The following is an 18,675-nucleotide window of genomic DNA, read 5'->3' on the forward strand; positions in this document are numbered from 1 at the left end:
TCATAAACAGAAGAATGGGTTGTCTTGCTTTTCTTGACCCTGTAAAACAATGCACCTATACCAATGTGGCGGCTATTGAGTGTTTTCTAGCCGACTGATTTTACAGCGAGTTTACGGTTTGCTGATTTTTTAACCGATTATCGCCAAGGACACAGATCTCTGATATGGGTAAAAGTCTCGTTATTGTCGAGTCGCCAGCGAAAGCGAAGACCATCAACAAATACCTGGGCTCCGACTTCATCGTCAAGTCGAGCGTCGGGCATATTCGTGATCTCCCCGTCAGTGGTAGCGGGTCGCAGTCCGATCCCAAGGAGCGGGCCAGACAGGCTGCGGCCACCCGGAAGATGAGCCCGGACGAGAAGGCCACGCACAAGAAGCGTAAGGCCCGGGAACAGCTGGTCGCGCGGATGGGTGTGGATCCGGATCAGGACTGGAGTGCCCGTTATGAGATTCTTCCCGGCAAGGAAAAGGTGGTCAGCGAACTCAAGCGCCTGGCGAAGTCTGCAGACCATATCTATCTGGCAACGGATTTGGACCGTGAAGGGGAGGCCATCGCCTGGCACTTGCAGGAAGCGATTGGTGGTGAGCCGGAAAAATACCGGCGCGTGGTGTTCAATGAGATCACCAAGCGCGCCATTCAGGAAGCGTTCAAGGACCCCGGCAATCTCGACACAAACCGTGTGAATGCCCAGCAGGCAAGGCGGTTCCTGGACCGTGTCGTGGGCTATATGGTATCTCCGCTGTTGTGGGCCAAGATTGCCCGTGGCTTGTCGGCGGGCCGGGTTCAGTCGGTCGCAGTGCGGATGATTGCGGAGCGGGAACGGGAGATCCGGAAATTTGTACCGGAGGAGTTCTGGCAGCTCCATGCCGACCTCGCGTCCGAAAGAGCTGACCAACCGGTTCGGTTTGAAGTAACCCGCTATGATGACAAGCCCTACCGGCCCGTTAACGAGCAACAAAGCACCGAGCACGTTAATCGCCTGAAGGCCGGCGACTTCAAGGTTGCCAGGCGCGAGGACAAACCGACCCGGTCCCGGCCGTCGGCACCCTTTATTACCTCTACGCTGCAGCAGGCTGCAAGCAACCGCATGGGGTTCAGTGTCAAGAAAACGATGATGCTGGCACAGCGCTTGTACGAAGCTGGCTTCATTACCTACATGCGTACCGACTCCACCAACCTGAGTCAGGACGCGGTCAACGGTTGCCGGGATTTCATTCAAAAGCAGTTCGGGGGCAAGTACCTGCCAGAGAAGCCGCGGGTTTACGGCAGCAAGGAGGGTGCCCAGGAGGCCCACGAGGCGATTCGCCCAACCGAAGTCAGTCGTCGCCCGGCGGATATCAGCGGCCTTGAGAAGGATGCAGAGAAGCTTTACGACCTGATCTGGCGACAGTTTATTGCCTGCCAGATGTCGGATGCCGAGTTCCTGAGTACATCCATTGTGGTGGCGAATGGAGATTACGAGCTGCGTACCCGTGGCCGGATCATCAGGTTTGACGGTTTTCTCAAGGCGGCCCCCCAGGCTGCCAAAAAAGACGAGGACGTCTCGTTGCCGGATATTCAGGTGGACGACGTTCTGGATCTGAAAAAACTGGACCCGAGCCAGCACTTTACCAAGCCTGCACCCAGGTACACGGAAGCCAGTCTGGTTAAAGAGCTTGAAAAGCAGGGTATTGGCCGTCCTTCGACTTATGCCTCCATCATTTCCACCATCCAGGATCGTGGCTATGTGCGGTTACAGAACCGCCGGTTCTATGCCGAAAAGATGGGCGAAATCGTTACCGAGCGACTGTCGGAGTCGTTCCCGAACCTGATGGATTTCGACTTCACCGCGAAGATGGAGGACGAGCTGGATGAGATTGCCGAAGGTGAGGTCCAGTGGAAAAAGGTACTGAATGATTTTTACGGCCGTTTCCGGCAACAGCTGGAAAAGGCCGAAAGTGCGGAAGATGGCGGCATGCGCGCCAACACGCCTACAGAAACCGATATTCCATGCCCCAGCTGTGGTCGCAACATGCAGATCCGGGTCGCCAGCACGGGCGTGTTCCTGGGCTGTTCTGGGTATTCATTGCCTCCGAAAGAGCGTTGTAAAACCACCATTAACCTGGTTTCAGGTGATGAAGTGGTCAGTGCGGATGATGATGTCGAGGGTGAAGGTGAAACCCGCCTGCTTCGGAAGAAACGGCGTTGTCCGAAATGCGGTACTGCCATGGACAGCTACCTCATTGACGAAACCCGAAAATTGCACGTGTGTGGTAACAACCCGGATTGTTCAGGCTACGAAGTGGAAAAGGGCACCTTCCGCATTAAGGGTTACGACGGTCCGACACTCGAGTGCGACAAGTGCGGTTCCGAAATGCAGCTTAAAACAGGCCGGTTCGGCAAGTATTTTGGCTGCACCAACACTGAGTGCAAGAATACTCGTAAGCTACTGAAAAGCGGGGAGCCGGCACCGCCCAAGATGGATCCGGTGCCGATGCCGGAGTTGCAGTGCCAGAAGGTGGATGACACTTATGTACTCCGGGATGGCGCCTCAGGCTTGTTCCTCGCGGCCAGCAAATTCCCGAAAAACCGGGAAACCCGGCCGCCGCTGGTGATGGAGATCAAACCGCACCGGAAGGAGATCGACCCGAAATACGACTACCTGATGGATGCGCCCGAGCATGATCCGGAAGGCAATCCGACGGTGATCCGCTACAGCCGAAAGACCAGGGAGCAGTACGTCATGTCCGAGAAGGACGGCAAGGCGACGGGCTGGTCTGCGTGGTATGTAAACGGGAAATGGCAGCCGCAGGACAAGAAAAAGTAGTTCGGTTGAACATGGGGTCAGATGAAACGGGGTCAGATGAAACTTTCATCTGACCCCGTTTCATCTGACCCCGTTTTCAGCCTTTACCGGAACTTCCTCAACCTCTGAATGAGCGACGACGTATCCCAGCGTTTGCCGCCCATCGACTGTACATCGGCGTAGAACTGATCCACCAGAGCGGTCACCGGCAGCGACGCGTTCACCTTGCGCGCCTCCTCCAGACAGATCCCCAGATCCTTCCGCATCCAGTCCACCGCGAAGCCATGCTCAAACTCCCCGGCAATCATGGTGCCGGAGCGGTTTTCCATTTGCCAGGATTGGGCGGCGCCTTTGGAAATGACGTTCACCACTTTGGCGACATCCAGTTCCGCCTGTTCGGCAAAATGCAGTGCCTCTGACAGGCCCTGTACCAGGCCGGCAATGGCAATCTGGTTCACCATCTTGGTTTTCTGGCCGCTGCCGGCAGGGCCCATCAGGTTGAGCGCACGGGCGTAGTGTTTCATGACGGGTTCGGCTTTGGCGTAGTCTGCTTCGGAACCGCCGCACATGATGGTCAGTTTGCCGTTTTCAGCGCCCTGCTGGCCACCGGAAACCGGCGCATCGACAAAACCCATCCCGTTGCGGCGGGCGGCCTCGGCGAGGTGTTCGGCAATGCTGGCGGAGGCCGTGGTGTGGTCGACCAGGACAGCGCCCTCGGGGGCATTGGCAAGAATGCCTTCATCGCCTTCGTACACGGCCTTCAGGTCGGTATCGGCGCCAACGCAGGTCAGGACGATATCCGCGCCTTTAACCGCCTCAGCAATGGTGGCGCAGCTGGTTCCGGGGTAATCATTGGCCCATTGCCCGGATTTGGCGGATGTCCGGTTCCAGACCCTGACGGTGAGCCCGGCTTTGGCCAGGTGACCCGCCATCGGATACCCCATGACCCCCAGGCCGATAAATGCTGCTGTAGACATTGCTTTCTCCTCCTGTGTTTTTGTCGGGTTAACTTATCATAGAAGAGTGGGGCAGGCGGTGAAATCGGGATAGGGGGGAGCCACTAGACTCCGCCCCTCCCACACCACCCGGCAAGCGGGTCCGCACCGGGCGGTTCGAGACGTTGAGGTATCACGAGAGACGCGGCACGCCCAACCGATCAAAGTAGGCAATCGTCAGCACGTTGTGAATGGCAGACCGACTGTTATGCCACCAGCGACGGCTCAGGGCCGCCACTGATTCCGCAACCCAGGGACTCGCGCCAAGGCGCAGCAGTTCCCGGTAAATGGTCCTGCCCCGCTTCCACTGTTTGAGATGCAAGGCTCTTAGGGCGACGGCGTAACCACTCATCCAGCGACCGCCAGATGCGTGGCGTTTGCGCCAGCCGGAAGTACCCTTTCCATCCCAACAGGTAGCTACGGAGTTGCTCTACCACCTGCTCAATACTGCGCCCTCCGTTGCGTCGGGTCAGTTGCCTGATCCTCCACTTGAACGCCTGTAACGCCTTGGCTGATACCGCGCGCCGGACGTCTCCGTCCCTCGTCTGCCATAAGGCATAGCCGAGGAACTTTCGACCGAACGCACTGGCGACTGCGCTTTTGGATTCGTTGATCGTCAAGCGCAATTTGCCGTAACAGCGACGCAACAGTCGCATCACTCGCTCACCGGCTTTCTGACTGCGTACGTAGACGTTGCAGTCATCGGCATAGCGGGCGAAGCAGTGGCCCCGGCGCTCCAGTTCCCGATCCACCTCGTCCAGCAGACGTTCGCCAATAAAGGCGACAGAGGCCCGCCTTGCGGCGTGCCTTCGTGTCGCTCAATGACGACTCCGCCATCCATAATGCCCGCATTCAGATACGCCCGAACCAGCCGGATGACTCCGGTGTCGTTCACACGCGGTTTCAGACGGTCGATCAGGATGTCGTGGTTGACCCGGTCGAAGAAACTTCGACAGGTCGACGTCCACCACGATGTGGTGGCCCTGCTGGGCATAGCGGTGTGCAGCCAAAACCGCATCCTGAGCCCGACGGCCCGGGCGGAAGCCGTGGCTGTGCTCGCTGAAGGTTGGATCGATCAGAGGTTGCAGCACTTGCAACAGTGCCTGTTGAATCAGACGGTCTGGTCACGGTGGGATACCCAGTTCCCGTTCACTTCCGTCCGGTTTCGGGATGCCTACCCGACGGACAGGCTGAGGCGATAGCGACCTTCCAGCAATTGTTGCCGGAGATCCGGCCAGGCCCATTGCAGGTGTTCGGCTGTCTGGGCAATGTCCAGACCCGTCGATACCCGCCGCTCCCTTGTTGCCTTCACGCGCTTCCATGCCCGTTGCATATTCTCTCGTGCGAATACCTGCTCAAGCAGGCCTCGCCCTGCGCCCTCCGGTTCTCGTCGCGGGAGTCCTGTTTCATCGCTGGTCACATCTGGCAAGGCTTCACCTTCCCGCTCCGTAACCCGCCCCGCTGGCGCGGGCATCTGATGCCGTACAATGCTCATCGACAAGGCGTTTGACGCTCCTTCTCGTTCGGCCCTTCGTTCCATTCCGGGAAACTACTATGGCCTCTGCTGACTTCTCGCTCCGTGTTGCCACGTTGCCCTTTCAGGCATAAGGCGAGATATCCCCGGGTAAGAACACACTCCTTCACCGCACAACCGCCGGATTTACGCCGCATCGCCTTGGCCACAAGAGCTTCGCGGCTTCTAGCCCGCTCGCCCTGCTCGGCAGCGCCTTATATCCGATTCTTGTTCATCGGCTCACGGTTTACGCTCCACGCTTCCTCTCCACAGTTGGTCGCCCTTCCGCAGTTGCGCTTCACTTCGTTCGCTGTGGCCAGCTTACGGGAGGACTTGCACCTCCAGGAGTGCGCCCATGCCGGGCGCACTAAAAAAGGCCGCTGAATCAGCGGCCTTTGCATGGCGAATCCGGTGGGCCGGATTTATGTTTTCGGGTAGTCCCGCTTGTCTGAGCCGGTATACAGCTGGCGCGGACGGCCGATGCGGTAATCGCCGCTGACCATCTCGTTCCAGTGCGAGAACCAGCCGATGGTCCGCGACATGGCAAAGATAACGGTGAACATGGATGTGGGGATGCCAATAGCCTTGAGAATCAGGCCGGAGTAGAAGTCCACGTTCGGGTAAAGTTTGCGCTGGACGAAATACTCGTCTTCCAGCGCAATTTTCTCGAGGCGCCGGGCGATCTTCAGCTGCGGATCGTTCTCCAGGCCCAGTTCGGTCAGGACTTCGCGAGCGGTTTCGGCCATGACCTTGGCGCGCGGGTCGAAGTTCTTGTAAACGCGGTGACCGAAGCCCATCAGCCGGAACGGGTCGTCCTTGTCCTTGGCTTTGGCAATGAACTTCTCGATATTGGATTCGTCGCCGATTTCCGCCAGCATGTCCAGAACGGCTTCGTTAGCGCCGCCGTGAGCCGGCCCCCAGAGGGCTGCAATGCCGGACGCAATGCAGGCGTAGGGGTTGGCGCCGGTAGATCCGGCAAGGCGTACGGTGGACGTGGACGCGTTCTGCTCGTGATCCGCGTGCAGGATGAAGATCTTGTCCATGGCCTTGGACAGGATCGGATTTGGCTTGTACTCCGCGCAGGGCACGCCAAACATCATCTGCAGGAAGTTCTCGGAGTAGGACAGATCATTGCGCGGATACATGAATGGCTGGCCGAGGCTGTACTTGTAGCACCAGGCAGCGATGGTCGGCATTTTCGCGATCAGGCGATGGGCCGTAATCTGGCGCTGTTTCTCGTCGGTCACATCCATCTGGTCGTGGTAGAACGCCGACAATGCACCCACAACACCACACATGATGGCCATCGGGTGCGCGTCACGGCGGAAACCCTGGAAGAAGTTCCGCATCTGGTCGTGCAGCATGGTGTGGTTCTTGATGGTGTCGTGGAACTGCTTGTTCTCTTCGGCGCTGGGCAGCTCGCCATGGAGCAGGAGGTAGCAGACCTCAAGGTAGTCCGAGTGCTCGGCCAGCTGTTCAATCGGGTAGCCGCGGTGCAGGAGAACACCGTTTTCACCGTCAATGTAAGTAATGGCCGATTCGCAGGCTGCTGTGGATACGAATCCCGGATCGTATGTGAAAACGCCTTCCTGGACTAGGCCTCGTACGTCGATAACGTCAGGGCCGACGGTGCCGGAATAAACCGGTAGCTCAATGGACTTGTCCCCCACCGAGAGCGTGGCTTTCCTGTCGGTCATGGTGCTCTCCTATTTATCAGCTTTGACAGCTTTATCTACATTTATAGATGCGCTAGAAGGCGCGTATTATCGCAAAACTGGCGGCAAAATATAGGGCGTTGGCTTTTTTTGTCAATGGAAGAGTCAGGAAAAGCCGGAATTTGACGGCGGATGTAAATGAGGGATATCCCGAATAGCAGCGGATCCGGGCAGGAAAAAAATTTGTCAATCATCCATAAGGCTTGCTTAACCCCCTGAAATACCCGGCCTGTGCGACGTTGCAGGTTTGTAATTGCTTAGGGTACTCCTTATAATCCCTAGCCCGGAATCGGGGATAAATCTTTTTACGGTGCCTGTAATTGGCGGGTTGCCGGCGAGACTTCCTCCCTCCTGAGCCAATCGTGTGCCGGTTTCGTATCTGCACGCTGATCCTTACATACCAACCATCCGCACCCGGTTTTCCGGTCCCGCGGATCCAAGAGAGAGTGTGAGAGCGCTGTGAATAGCAAACGACCAGTAAATCTCGATCTCAGCAAGTTTCATTTTCCGCTGCCAGCCATTACGTCCATATTGCACCGCATCACCGGCATCATCATTTTTGTTGGTGTTGCGTTCATGCTATACGGACTCCAGCTTTCCCTGTCCGGGGAAGAGGGCTTCAGCCGCGTAAGTGAACTGCTGGACAGCTTCCTTGCCAGGCTGATCACCTGGGGCATCTTGTCTGCTCTGTTGTACCACCTGGTTGCAGGTATCAAGCACCTGTTCATGGATATGGGCATTGGTGAAGAGCTCGAGAGCGGCCGCCTCGCCTCGAAGATCACGATTGTGGTTTCCGTTATTCTCATCGTTCTGGCAGGAGTCTGGGTATGGTAAACAGCGTCACGAACCTGGGTCGCAGTGGTGTTTTCGACTGGCTGATCCAGCGGGTAACTGCCTACGTACTTGCTTTGTATACAATTTTCCTGTTCGGCTTTCTGCTGACCTCTGATGTCAACTACGACACCTGGTCGGCCCTGTTTGATCAGACCTGGTTCCGTATCTTTACCCTGCTGGCACTGCTTTCTATCGGTGCGCACGCTTGGGTAGGTCTCTGGACGGTAACCACTGACTACATCAAGGCCGTGGGCCCGAGGTTTATAGTGCAGGCAGCTTGTGGTCTGACCATGTTTGTATATGTGGTCTGGGGCATTCAGATTCTTTGGGGGCTTTAATTGATGGCTAATATCAAGACCATGTCTTACGACGCGATCGTTATCGGTGGTGGCGGTTCTGGAATGCGTGCTGCGCTGCAGCTGACAGAGTCTGGTGTCAATACTGCATGTATTACCAAGGTATTCCCGACCCGCTCGCACACGGTGTCTGCCCAGGGCGGGATTACCTGCGCGATCGCAAGTGCCGATCCCAACGACGACTGGCGCTGGCACATGTATGACACGGTGAAAGGTTCGGACTACATCGCCGACCAGGACGCCGTTGAATATATGTGCTCGGTCGGCCCTCAGGCCGTCTTTGAGCTGGAGCACATGGGGCTGCCGTTCTCCCGTACCGAACAGGGTCGTATCTATCAGCGTCCGTTTGGTGGCCAGTCCAAGGGTCCGGATAACCCGACTCAGGCGGCGCGTACCTGTGCCGCGGCCGACCGTACCGGTCATGCGCTTCTGCACACTCTCTATCAAGCCAACATCAAGGGTGGGACCACCTTCCTTAATGAGTGGTATGCGGTAGATCTCGTCAAGAACAGCAAGGATGAGGTTGTTGGTGTTGTTGCCATTGAGGTTGAAACCGGTGAAGTGGTTTACATCAAGTCCAAGGCGACGGTTCTGGCGACAGGCGGTGCAGGCCGTATTTACGCATCGACAACGAATGCCCTGATTAATACTGGTGATGGAGCCGGCATGGCGCTGCGCGCCGGTTTCCCGATGCAGGATATGGAGATGTGGCAGTTCCACCCGACTGGTATCTACGGTGCCGGTACGCTGGTAACGGAAGGTTGTCGGGGTGAGGGCGGTTACCTGATCAACGCTGAAGGTGAACGCTTCATGGAGCGCTATGCTCCGAACGCAAAAGATCTGGCGGGCCGTGATGTTGTCGCCCGGGCGATGGTCATCGAGATTCTGGAGGGGCGCGGTTGTGGACCCGAGAAGGACCACGTTCTGCTGAAGCTGGACCATCTGGGTGAAGAAACCCTGAATCTGCGTCTGCCAGGCATCTGCGAGCTGTCCCGTACCTTTGCCCATGTGGATCCGGTGAAAGAGCCGATTCCGGTGGTTCCGACCTGTCACTACATGATGGGCGGCATCCCGACCAACGTCGGTGGTCAGGCCCTGACTCAGGACGAAAATGGTAATGACAAGGCAATTCCCGGGCTGTTCGCGTGTGGTGAGGCGGCCTGTGTATCGGTACACGGTGCCAACCGTTTGGGCGGTAACTCCCTTCTGGATCTGGTTGTGTTTGGTCGCGCAGCTGGTCTGCACATCGAAGAGCAGCTGCGTGGCGGATTCGAGGTAGACGGCGCCAGCGAGGAGGACATCAAGCGTGCCATGGCTCGCCTCGACCGTCTGAGCAATGCCTCTGAGGGTGAAAGTGTGGCCGAGGTTCGCAAGGATCTCCAGAACTGCATGCAGCTGTATTTTGGTGTATTCCGTGACGGTAAGAGCATGGAAGAGGGTCTGAAAAAGCTGGAAGCCATCGGTGAGCGTGTTCGTAACACCAGACTGGCAGATACCAGCAACGCCTTTAACACTGCCCGCATTGAAGCGCTGGAGTTGGACAACCTGTACGAAGTGGCTTTGGCTACCGCCATTTCAGCCATTGAGCGTAAGGAAAGCCGGGGTGCCCATGCCCGGAATGACTTCACCGAACGTGACGATGAAAACTGGCTGAAGCACTCCATGTACTTCCCGCTGGACAAGCGTGTTGGTAAGCGTGATGTGAATTTTGCGCCGAAGACCGTAGACACGTTTGAGCCGAAGATCCGGACTTACTAAGGGGGACGTTGAAAATGTTAGTAAGCCTTTATCGTTATAACCCGGAAACCGACAATGCGCCTTATATGCAGGACGTGGATGTCGAGATTCCGGCAGGTAAGGATCTGATGGTCCTCGATGTTCTGAACCTCATCAAGGAGCGTGATCCCTCGATGGCCTACCGCCGTTCCTGCCGTGAAGGCGTTTGTGGCTCGGATGGCATGAACATGAACGGCAGGAACGGCCTGGCCTGCATCACGCCCGTTTCCCAGGTTGTGAAGAATGACAAGCTGGTGCTACGGCCGCTGCCGGGTCTGCCTGTCATTCGTGATCTGGTGGTCGATATGAGCCTCTTCTACAAGCAGTACGAAAAGGTCATGCCGTACCTGGTGAACGACAAGCCGGCGCCAGCCATCGAACGCCTTCAGTCTCCCGAGGACCGGGAAAAGCTGGACGGCCTGTACGAGTGTATTCTCTGTGCCTGCTGTTCCACAGCCTGCCCGTCGTTCTGGTGGAATCCGGACAAGTTTATCGGCCCGGCAGGGCTGCTGCAGGCTTACCGCTTCCTCGCAGATAGCCGCGACACCGCTCAGGCAGAGCGTCTTGCCAATCTGGATGACCCGTTCAGTGTTTTCCGCTGCCGGGGCATCATGAACTGTGTCAGTGTCTGCCCGAAGGGCCTGAACCCCACAAGGGCTATCGGCCACATTCGGAATCTTCTGCTGCAACGGGCCACTTAAGCGGCAGGAGTTCAGACAGACGCTATACTGTTCTGACAAGGTTAGTACCCGGAAGGCCCCGCAATTTGCGGGGCCTTCAACCAAAGGCTTATAGTCAAAAGTCTTACCCGGGTGCACACTACGCAAGCCGTGGCGGGAACTTATCAAGTTTTCACCCCGCTTTGCTGAGTACAAAAACCACCGGGGAACGGAAAACATCCATGTCGGGTGTGGTGGCCAAAGTCGATCCCGTAAAAACCCGTATTGACTGAGAATTACCCCTGGCCGACCATACCGGGCTCCCCGCACCAGCCCAAGGTGAGCTATTCAAGATGCACGAAAGCATAATGGAGCAGTTATGGCAGACTTCCCACCTGCAGGGTGGTAATCTCGCCTATGTTGAACAGCTTTTTGAAACCTACCTGACAGACCCCAATGCCGTTCCTGAAGAATGGCGAAGCTATTTTGACAAGCTTCCCAGTGTCGATGGCTATCAGGGCCGTGACATTGCGCACTCTTCCATCCGCGAACAGTTTGAACACATCTCTCGCAATCAGCGCTTTCTCACCAGCGGCGGTGTTCCCGCCAGTGCTACGTCCGACGCAGACAAAAAGCAGATTCGTGTTCTCCAGCTGATCAACGCCTTCCGTTTCCGTGGTCATCAGGAAGCAAAGCTGGATCCGCTCGGCGTATGGCAGCGTCCTCAGGTAGAGGATCTGGATCCGTCGTTTCACGAACTTTCGGATTCCGATAACGATCTCGAATTCCATACCGGCTCCCTGAATCTTGGCTCCGAGACCATGAAGCTCGGAGACATCGTTAAGGGGCTGCGTCAGACTTATTGCGAGAGTATCGGCGCGGAATACATGCACGTCGTCGATACCCGCATCAAGCGTTGGTTTCAGCAGCGTATGGAACCGGTTCGCTCACGGCCGGAGTACGAGGCGAAGACCCGCAAGCATATCCTGGAGCGCCTGACCGCCGCCGAGGGTCTGGAGAAATACCTGGGCTCCCGTTATCCGGGCGTGAAGCGTTTTGGCCTTGAAGGTGGCGAGAGTCTGATTCCCTGCCTGGATGAGCTGATCCAGCGTGCAGGCTCATACGGCGCCAAAGAGATTGTTCTTGGTATGGCACACCGTGGCCGCCTGAACGTTCTGGTGAACACCCTCGGCAAAAACCCGAAAGAACTGTTCGACGAGTTTGAAGGCAAGAAGCTGGCTGCTTCCGGTTCCGGTGACGTGAAATACCATCAGGGCTTCTCATCCAACGTGATGACCCCCGGCGGTGAGGTTCACCTTGCCATGGCCTTTAACCCGTCTCACCTGGAGATCGTGTCTCCGGTGGTTGAAGGTTCTGTTCGCGCCCGCCAGACCCGTCGCAATGACAATGAAGGCAGCAAGGTCGTTCCGATCATCATGCACGGCGATGCGGCCTTTGCCGGTCAGGGCGTGGTGATGGAGACTTTCCAGATGTCCCAGACCCGTGGTTTCGGTGTTGGCGGCACCATCCATATCGTCATCAACAACCAGGTCGGCTTCACCACCAGCAAGCAGGAAGACGCGCGGTCTACGGAATACTGTACCGACGTCGCCAAGATGATCCAGGCACCGATCCTGCACGTGAATGCGGACGATCCTGAAGCGGTTATGTTCGTTACCCAGATGGCCATGGATTACCGCAACGAGTTCAAAAACGACGTGGTTATTGATCTGGTGTGCTACCGCCGCCGCGGTCATAACGAAGCGGATGAGCCTGCAGCGACCCAGCCGGTCATGTATGGGAAGATCCGCAAGCTGAAAACGACCCGCAACCTCTATGCTGACCAGCTGATGGAGGCTGGTGTGATCAGCGAGAACGAAGCCAAGCAGATGGAGAACGACTACCGTGATGCGCTGGATAACGGCGAGCACGTGGTCAAGTCGCTGGTCAAGGAGCCCAACAAGGAGCTCTATGTCGACTGGACGCCGTACCTCGGTCACGAGTGGACCGCCAAGTGCAAATCCAGTGTGGCCCTGAAGACGATCCAGAAGCTCGGTAAGAAGCTGACCTCGGTTCCGGAGGGGTTCAGTATCCAGCGTCAGGTTTCCAAGATTGTTTCAGATCGCGAGAAGATGACGGCAGGTGCCTTGCCCATTAACTGGGGTTATGGCGAGGTTATGGCTTATGCAACGCTGATAAACGAGGGCCATCCGATTCGTATTACGGGTCAGGACGTCGGCCGGGGTACGTTCTCCCATCGTCACGCGGTGTTGCATAATCAGAAAGATGGTTCAACGCACATTGCGCTTGAGCAACTGTCCGAAGACCAGCCGAAGTTCGAGCTCTACGACTCACTGCTCTCTGAAGAAGCCGTCATGGCGTTCGAGTACGGCTATTCAACCACCGCGCCGGACGGCCTTGTGGTCTGGGAAGCGCAATTTGGTGACTTTGCCAACGGCGCCCAGGTGGTGATCGACCAGTTCCTGACCAGTGGTGAGCACAAGTGGGGGCGCCTCTGTGGTTTGACCCTGCTGCTGCCGCACGGCTACGAAGGTCAGGGGCCAGAGCACAGTTCGGCACGTCTTGAGCGGTTCCTGCAGCTGTCTGCCGAACACAACATCCAGGTATGTGTGCCGACAACGCCGTCCCAGGTGTTCCACATGCTTCGTCGTCAGGTCAAGCGCCCACTGCGCAAGCCATTGGTCGCAATTACGCCGAAGAGCCTGTTGCGGCACAAGGAAGCTACGTCTGATCTGGATGATCTGACCAGCGGCACCTTCCAGACGGTACTTCCCGAGAAGGAGCCGTCGGACCCGAAGAAAGTGACGCGCCTGATCATGTGCAGCGGCAAGGTGTATTTCGATCTCCTGGAGAAAAAGAAAGCCGCCGAGCGCGACGACGTCGCCATCGTTCGCATCGAGCAGCTCTATCCGTTCCCGGGTGATGATCTTGATGAACTCCTGAGCCATTACAGCAAGCTCAAGCACGTTGTCTGGTGCCAGGAAGAGCCGATGAACCAGGGTGCCTGGTACTGCAGCCAGCATCACATGCGTAATGCCCTGCATCGCAAGAATCCCAAGCTGTACCTTCAGTATGCCGGTCGTGATGCTTCCGCTGCGCCTGCCTGTGGGCATATGTCTGCGCACATTGAAGAGCAGAAGAAACTGGTTAACGACGCGTTTGAAATTTGACGAGCTACCGAACTAAGGATCTGTAATGTCAACTGAGATTAAAGCCCCCGTTTTCCCGGAGTCGGTCGCAGAGGGTACTGTCGCGACCTGGCACAAGCAGCCGGGTGAAGCCTGTTCACGCGACGAGCTGATTGTCGATATCGAAACCGACAAGGTCGTTCTTGAAGTTGTAGCGCCTGCTGATGGCGTTATTGAAGAAATTCTCAAGAACGAAGGCGATACCGTTGAAAGCGGTGAAGTCGTCGGCAAGTTCAAGGCAGGCGCAGTGGGCGAATCCAAGCCTGCGGAAAGCAAGAAAGAAGAGAGCAGGGAAGAGGCTCCGAAGGAAGAGGCCAAGAGCGATGCCGCTTCCGGCGATGCCATCCTGAGCCCGGCGGCCCGTAAGCTGGCCGAAGAAAACAACGTTGACCCGAACGCGGTCAAGGGTACCGGCAAAGATGGCCGTGTAACCAAGGAAGACGTTCAGAGCCACGTGGAAAGCGCGAAGTCTTCCAGCGGTGCAGCAGTGCCCAAGCCGGCTGCCGATATGCCAGAGGTGAGTGTGTCCTCCGGCGAACGGCCGGAGAAGCGTGTCCCGATGACCCGCCTGCGTGCCAGCATCGCCAAGCGACTGGTTAACGCGCAGCAGAGCGCTGCCATGCTGACAACCTTCAACGAAGTCAACATGGCACCGATCATGGAGCTGCGCAAGCAATACCAGGACAGCTTCGTCAAACGCCACGGTATCAAGCTGGGCTTCATGTCCTTCTTTACCAAGGCGGCGACCGAAGCCCTGAAGCGCTTCCCTGCGGTAAACGCGTCTATTGACGGTAACGACATGGTTTACCACGGTTATCAGGATATTGGTGTGGCGGTATCCACCGATCGTGGTCTCGTCGTTCCGGTACTTCGCGATTCCGACGCCATGGGTCTGGCCGACATCGAGAAAAAGATTGTCGAGTACGGCACCAAGGCCAAAGAGGGCAAGCTTGCCATTGAGGATATGACTGGCGGAACCTTCACCATTACTAACGGTGGTATTTTCGGTTCCCTGATTTCCACGCCAATCCTGAATCCGCCGCAAACCGCTATTCTGGGTATGCACAAGATTCAGGAGCGTCCGATGGCAGTAAACGGGAAGGTGGAAATCCAGCCAATGATGTATCTGGCGCTTTCCTACGACCACCGTATGATTGATGGCAAGGAAGCAGTTCAGTTCCTTGTTGCGATCAAGGAAATGCTTGAAGACCCGGCACGTATTCTGCTGGACGTCTGAGCCGACACTTAACGAATCGGAAAACGGGATTAATTATGTCTGATAAGTACGACGTCATTGTCATTGGTGCAGGCCCGGGGGGCTACGTGGCCGCCATCAAAGCGGCGCAGCTCGGTCTCAAGACCGCGTGTGTTGAATCCTGGACCGCAGAAGACGGCAAAGCGCAGGTGCTTGGCGGCACCTGTCTGAATGTTGGTTGCATTCCCTCCAAGGCGCTGCTGGAGATTTCTCACAAGTTTGAGGAGGCCAACCACGACTACGAGATGCAGGGCATCATCGCGAAGGATGTCAAAATGGACATCTCGAAGATGATGGAGCGCAAGAGTGGCATCGTTAAGCAGCTGACCGGCGGGATCGCGGGTCTGTTCAAGTCCAACGGTGTGACATCCATCCACGGTCACGGCAAACTGCTGGCAAACCGAAAGGTGGAAGTAACCGACAAAGACGGCAAGGCCAAGACCTACGAAGCCGAAAACGTGATTCTGGCGACCGGCTCCAAGCCGATCCAGATTCCGCCTGCGCCATTTGATGGCGACTACATCGTCGATTCTGAGGGTGCTCTGGAGTTCAGCGAAGTACCCAAGCGTCTTGGTGTTATCGGCGCCGGTGTTATCGGCCTCGAGCTCGGCAGTGTATGGGCCCGTCTGGGTTCTGAAGTAACCGTCCTGGAAGCCCAGGACACCTTCCTGCCGGTGGTGGACCAGCAGGTTGCGAAGGACGCAATGAAGCAGTTCCAGAAACAGGGGCTGAACATTGTCATGGGCGCGCGAATGACTGGCGCGGAAGTGAAGCGCAAGCTGGTGAACGTGACCTATGAGGATTCCAAGGGCAAGCACGAAGCCAAGTTCGATAAGCTGATTGTTGCCGTTGGTCGTCGTCCTTACACCGACAACCTGCTGTCTGAGGATGCCGGTGTCCAGATGGACGAGCGTGGCTTTATCTTCGTGGATGATAACTGCAAAACCGAAGCGCCGGGTGTCTGGGCTATAGGTGACGTGGTTCGTGGCCCGATGCTGGCTCACAAGGCTTCTGAAGAAGGCATTATGGTTGCCGAGCGTATTGCCGGGCACAAGCCTCAGGTCAATTACGACTGCATCCCGAACGTGATCTACACCGCGCCGGAAGTGGCCTGGGTCGGCAAGACTGAAGAGCAGCTCAAGGCCGAAGGTGAGGAATACAACGTGGGTACCTTCCCGTTTGCCGCCAATGGCCGTGCCATGGCTGCAAACTCGGCATCCGGCCTGGTCAAGATCATTGCTGATGCGAAAACCGACCGTATCGTCGGGTTCCATGTGGTTGGTCCCCAGGCTTCAGAGATCGTTGCCCAGGGCGTAATCGCCATGGAATTCGGTTCCAGTGCCGAAGATCTGGCCCTGACCTGCTTCGCACATCCGACTCTGTCCGAGTCCGTGCATGAGGCAGCTCTGGCCGTCGGTGGTGGCGCGATTCATATTGCCAACCGCCGCAAGAAGAAGTAACGCAAACCAGGAATTTTTTAATTCGGGACATTAACTATGAATTTGCATGAATATCAGGGCAAGCAGCTTTTCGCTGAATATGGCCTGCCAGTATCCAAGGGCATTGCCTGTGATACTCCGAAAGAAGCAGTCGACGCAGCCGGTGAAATCGGCGGTGACGCATGGGTGGTCAAGGCTCAGGTGCACGCGGGTGGCCGTGGTAAGGCTGGCGGTGTCAAGCTGGTCAAGAGCAAAGACGAGATCCGTGAGTTTGCCGAGAACTGGCTGGGCAAGAAGCTGGTAACCTATCAGACTGACGAAAATGGCCAGCCGGTCAGCAAGATTCTGGTTGAATCCCTCACTGACATCGACCAGGAACTGTACCTCGGAGCCGTTGTAGACCGTGGCACCCGCCGTATCGTGTTCATGGCCTCCACCGAAGGCGGTGTTGAGATCGAGAAGGTTGCCGAGGAAACCCCCGAGAAGATCCTGAAAGCGGAAATCGATCCGCTGGTCGGCGCGCAGCCTTACCAGGGCCGCGAACTGGCGTTCAAGCTGGGTCTCGAAGGCAAGCAGATCGGACAGTTCACCAAGATTTTCCTGGGTCTGGCCAAGCTGTTTGAAGAGTGCGATCTGGCACTGGTTGAGATCAACCCGCTGGTGATCACGCCGGCCGGTGATCTGCACTGCCTGGACGCCAAGATCGGTGTCGACGGTAACGCGTTGTACCGTCAAAAGAAAATCCACGAGATGCACGATCCTTCCCAGGAAGATTCCCGTGAAGCGGAAGCGGCCAAGTGGGAACTCAACTACGTAGCCCTGGAAGGCAACATCGGTTGTATGGTTAACGGTGCCGGCCTGGCCATGGGTACCATGGACATCATCAAGCTGTCCGGTGGCCAGCCTGCCAACTTCCTGGATGTTGGGGGCGGTGCGACCAAAGAGCGCGTTTCCGAAGCGTTCAAGATCATCCTGTCTGACGACAATGTCCAGGCGGTTCTGGTCAACATCTTCGGTGGTATCGTTCGCTGCGACATGATCGCAGAGGGCATTATCGGTGCCGTCAAGGAAGTGGGCGTTAAGGTTCCTGTGGTGGTTCGCCTTGAAGGCAATAACGCCGAAGTAGGCATCAAGGTACTCGCCGAAAGCGGCCTGAATATCATTGCCGCCACCAGTCTGTCGAATGCGGCAGAGCAAGTCGTTAAAGCCGCAGGGGGTAAATAATGAGCATCCTGATCAACAAAGACACCAAGGTTATCTGTCAGGGCTTTACCGGCGCGCAGGGCACCTTCCACTCAGAGCAGGCGATTGCCTACGGCACAAAGATGGTTGGCGGTGTAAGCCCCGGCAAGGGCGGCACTGAGCATCTGGGACTGCCGGTGTTCAACACCGTGCGTGACGCGGTTGAGAAAACCGGTGCCGAAGCGACCGTTATCTACGTTCCGGCGCCGTTCTGTAAAGACGCCATCATCGAAGCGGCCGATGCCGGTATTCAGCTGATCGTCTGTATCACTGAAGGCATCCCGACCATCGATATGCTGTACGCCAAGGAATATGTGGATCGCAAGGGCGTTCGCATGATTGGTCCCAACTGCCCGGGGGTTATCACTCCGGACGAGTGCAAGATCGGCATCATGCCTGGCCACATCCACAAGAAGGGCAAGGTTGGTATCGTGTCCCGTTCAGGCACCCTGACGTACGAAGCGGTCAAGCAGACCACGGACTTCGGTTACGGTCAGTCCACCTGTATCGGTATCGGTGGTGACCCGATCCCCGGCTCCAACTTCATCGACATCCTGGCGCTGCTTCAGGAAGATCCTGAAACCGAAGCCATTGTGATGATCGGCGAGATCGGCGGTACCGCCGAGGAAGAAGCGGCGGCCTACATCAAGCAGAACGTCACCAAGCCGGTGGTCTCCTACATCGCGGGTGTTACTGCGCCTCCGGGCAAGCGCATGGGCCACGCTGGCGCCATCATCTCCGGTGGTAAGGGTACGGCAGACGAGAAGTTTGCAGCCCTGGAAGACGCCGGTGTGCGCACTGTCCGCAGCCTGGCCGAGATCGGCAAGGCCCTGAAGGAAGTGACTGGCTGGTAAGCTGGCCTTCTTTCAGTAAAAACCCCCGTTTCTGCCCTGCAG

At 56.9% G+C, this 18,675-nt stretch carries 15 protein-coding genes and 1 pseudogene; 11 read left to right on the top strand and 5 right to left on the bottom strand.

Annotation, left to right across the window (positions count from 1 at the left end; genetic code table 11):
- Positions 1-164: 164 nt before the first annotated feature.
- Complete coding sequence (gene topA / locus D0851_RS00915; protein ID WP_117616944.1) at positions 165-2,807, top strand: type I DNA topoisomerase; 2,643 nt, start codon at positions 165-167, stop codon at positions 2,805-2,807.
- Between the two features lie 83 nt (positions 2,808-2,890).
- Here the strand turns inward: topA and D0851_RS00920 are convergent, their stop codons facing one another.
- The 3 genes and pseudogenes from D0851_RS00920 to D0851_RS20970 all read right to left on the bottom strand — a co-directional run.
- Complete coding sequence (locus D0851_RS00920; protein ID WP_117616945.1) at positions 2,891-3,763, bottom strand: NAD(P)-dependent oxidoreductase; 873 nt, start codon at positions 3,761-3,763, stop codon at positions 2,891-2,893.
- A gap of 224 nt (positions 3,764-3,987) precedes the next feature.
- Positions 3,988-4,407 (bottom strand): group II intron maturase-specific domain-containing protein, encoded by a 420-nt coding sequence (locus D0851_RS20965; protein ID WP_413773559.1) that lies wholly within the window; start codon positions 4,405-4,407, stop codon positions 3,988-3,990.
- Positions 4,396-4,799: pseudogene (locus D0851_RS20970) on the bottom strand (reverse transcriptase domain-containing protein); the annotation flags it as partial. The pseudogene D0851_RS20970 and the gene D0851_RS20965, both read right to left, overlap by 12 nt.
- Between D0851_RS20970 and D0851_RS20975 the strand changes: the two are divergent.
- The gene (locus D0851_RS20975; protein WP_413773560.1) at positions 4,702-4,983 is read left to right on the top strand and encodes a hypothetical protein; all 282 of its coding nucleotides are present in this window, start codon (positions 4,702-4,704) and stop codon (positions 4,981-4,983) included. The pseudogene D0851_RS20970 and the gene D0851_RS20975 sit on opposite strands and share 98 nt — an antisense overlap.
- On the opposite strand, the gene D0851_RS20980 is transcribed toward D0851_RS20975, so the two are convergent.
- The gene (locus tag D0851_RS20980) at positions 4,956-5,282 is read right to left on the bottom strand and encodes a hypothetical protein (protein ID WP_413773544.1); all 327 of its coding nucleotides are present in this window, start codon (positions 5,280-5,282) and stop codon (positions 4,956-4,958) included. The genes D0851_RS20975 and D0851_RS20980 overlap by 28 nt on opposite strands.
- Before the next feature lie 434 nt (positions 5,283-5,716).
- Positions 5,717-6,991: a citrate synthase gene (gltA, locus tag D0851_RS00935; protein ID WP_117616946.1), complete on the bottom strand. Its 1,275-nt coding sequence runs from the start codon at positions 6,989-6,991 to the stop codon at positions 5,717-5,719.
- A 477-nt stretch (positions 6,992-7,468) separates the two neighbouring features.
- Between gltA and sdhC the strand changes: the two genes are divergently transcribed.
- The 9 genes from sdhC to sucD all read left to right on the top strand — a co-directional run bounded on the left by sdhC (position 7,469) and on the right by sucD (position 18,633).
- Positions 7,469-7,843 (top strand): succinate dehydrogenase, cytochrome b556 subunit, encoded by a 375-nt coding sequence (gene sdhC / locus D0851_RS00940; RefSeq protein WP_117616947.1) that lies wholly within the window; start codon positions 7,469-7,471, stop codon positions 7,841-7,843.
- Positions 7,837-8,181 (top strand): succinate dehydrogenase, hydrophobic membrane anchor protein, encoded by a 345-nt coding sequence (gene sdhD, locus D0851_RS00945; RefSeq protein WP_117616948.1) that lies wholly within the window; start codon positions 7,837-7,839, stop codon positions 8,179-8,181. The genes sdhC and sdhD overlap by 7 nt, the downstream gene beginning before the upstream one ends.
- A 3-nt stretch (positions 8,182-8,184) precedes the next feature.
- Complete coding sequence (sdhA, locus tag D0851_RS00950) at positions 8,185-9,957, top strand: succinate dehydrogenase flavoprotein subunit (protein ID WP_117616949.1); 1,773 nt, start codon at positions 8,185-8,187, stop codon at positions 9,955-9,957.
- 14 nt (positions 9,958-9,971) lie between these two features.
- Positions 9,972-10,676: a succinate dehydrogenase iron-sulfur subunit gene (locus D0851_RS00955; RefSeq protein ID WP_117616950.1), complete on the top strand. Its 705-nt coding sequence runs from the start codon at positions 9,972-9,974 to the stop codon at positions 10,674-10,676.
- A 311-nt stretch (positions 10,677-10,987) separates the two neighbouring features.
- Positions 10,988-13,825: a 2-oxoglutarate dehydrogenase E1 component gene (locus D0851_RS00960; RefSeq protein WP_117616951.1), complete on the top strand. Its 2,838-nt coding sequence runs from the start codon at positions 10,988-10,990 to the stop codon at positions 13,823-13,825.
- Positions 13,826-13,850: 25 nt separating this feature from the next.
- On the top strand, positions 13,851-15,080 hold the full coding sequence (gene odhB, locus D0851_RS00965) for a 2-oxoglutarate dehydrogenase complex dihydrolipoyllysine-residue succinyltransferase (RefSeq protein WP_117616952.1): 1,230 nt from the start codon (positions 13,851-13,853) through the stop codon (positions 15,078-15,080).
- Positions 15,081-15,115: 35 nt separating this feature from the next.
- Positions 15,116-16,558, top strand: coding sequence for a dihydrolipoyl dehydrogenase (gene lpdA / locus D0851_RS00970; RefSeq protein ID WP_117616953.1), 1,443 nt, complete (start codon positions 15,116-15,118; stop codon positions 16,556-16,558).
- Between the two features lie 36 nt (positions 16,559-16,594).
- Positions 16,595-17,761: an ADP-forming succinate--CoA ligase subunit beta gene (gene sucC / locus D0851_RS00975; RefSeq protein WP_117616954.1), complete on the top strand. Its 1,167-nt coding sequence runs from the start codon at positions 16,595-16,597 to the stop codon at positions 17,759-17,761.
- Positions 17,761-18,633 (top strand): succinate--CoA ligase subunit alpha, encoded by an 873-nt coding sequence (gene sucD / locus D0851_RS00980; RefSeq protein WP_117616955.1) that lies wholly within the window; start codon positions 17,761-17,763, stop codon positions 18,631-18,633. The genes sucC and sucD overlap by 1 nt, the downstream gene beginning before the upstream one ends.
- Positions 18,634-18,675 lie beyond the last annotated feature (42 nt).

It is taken from the genome of Marinobacter sp. Arc7-DN-1 (assembly GCF_003441595.1).
Taxonomy (GTDB): domain Bacteria; phylum Pseudomonadota; class Gammaproteobacteria; order Pseudomonadales; family Oleiphilaceae; genus Marinobacter; species Marinobacter metalliresistant.

Coding starts and splice junctions, on each gene's coding strand:
- topA (WP_117616944.1), top strand. CDS start 165: ATGGGTAAAAGTCTCGTTATTGTCGAGTCGCCAGCGAAAGCGAAGACC.
- D0851_RS00920 (WP_117616945.1), bottom strand. CDS start 3,763: ATGTCTACAGCAGCATTTATCGGCCTGGGGGTCATGGGGTATCCGATG.
- D0851_RS20975 (WP_413773560.1), top strand. CDS start 4,702: ATGTCGTGGTTGACCCGGTCGAAGAAACTTCGACAGGTCGACGTCCAC.
- gltA (WP_117616946.1), bottom strand. CDS start 6,991: ATGACCGACAGGAAAGCCACGCTCTCGGTGGGGGACAAGTCCATTGAG.
- sdhD (WP_117616948.1), top strand. CDS start 7,837: ATGGTAAACAGCGTCACGAACCTGGGTCGCAGTGGTGTTTTCGACTGG.
- sdhA (WP_117616949.1), top strand. CDS start 8,185: ATGGCTAATATCAAGACCATGTCTTACGACGCGATCGTTATCGGTGGT.
- D0851_RS00955 (WP_117616950.1), top strand. CDS start 9,972: ATGTTAGTAAGCCTTTATCGTTATAACCCGGAAACCGACAATGCGCCT.
- D0851_RS00960 (WP_117616951.1), top strand. CDS start 10,988: ATGCACGAAAGCATAATGGAGCAGTTATGGCAGACTTCCCACCTGCAG.
- odhB (WP_117616952.1), top strand. CDS start 13,851: ATGTCAACTGAGATTAAAGCCCCCGTTTTCCCGGAGTCGGTCGCAGAG.
- lpdA (WP_117616953.1), top strand. CDS start 15,116: ATGTCTGATAAGTACGACGTCATTGTCATTGGTGCAGGCCCGGGGGGC.
- sucC (WP_117616954.1), top strand. CDS start 16,595: ATGAATTTGCATGAATATCAGGGCAAGCAGCTTTTCGCTGAATATGGC.
- sucD (WP_117616955.1), top strand. CDS start 17,761: ATGAGCATCCTGATCAACAAAGACACCAAGGTTATCTGTCAGGGCTTT.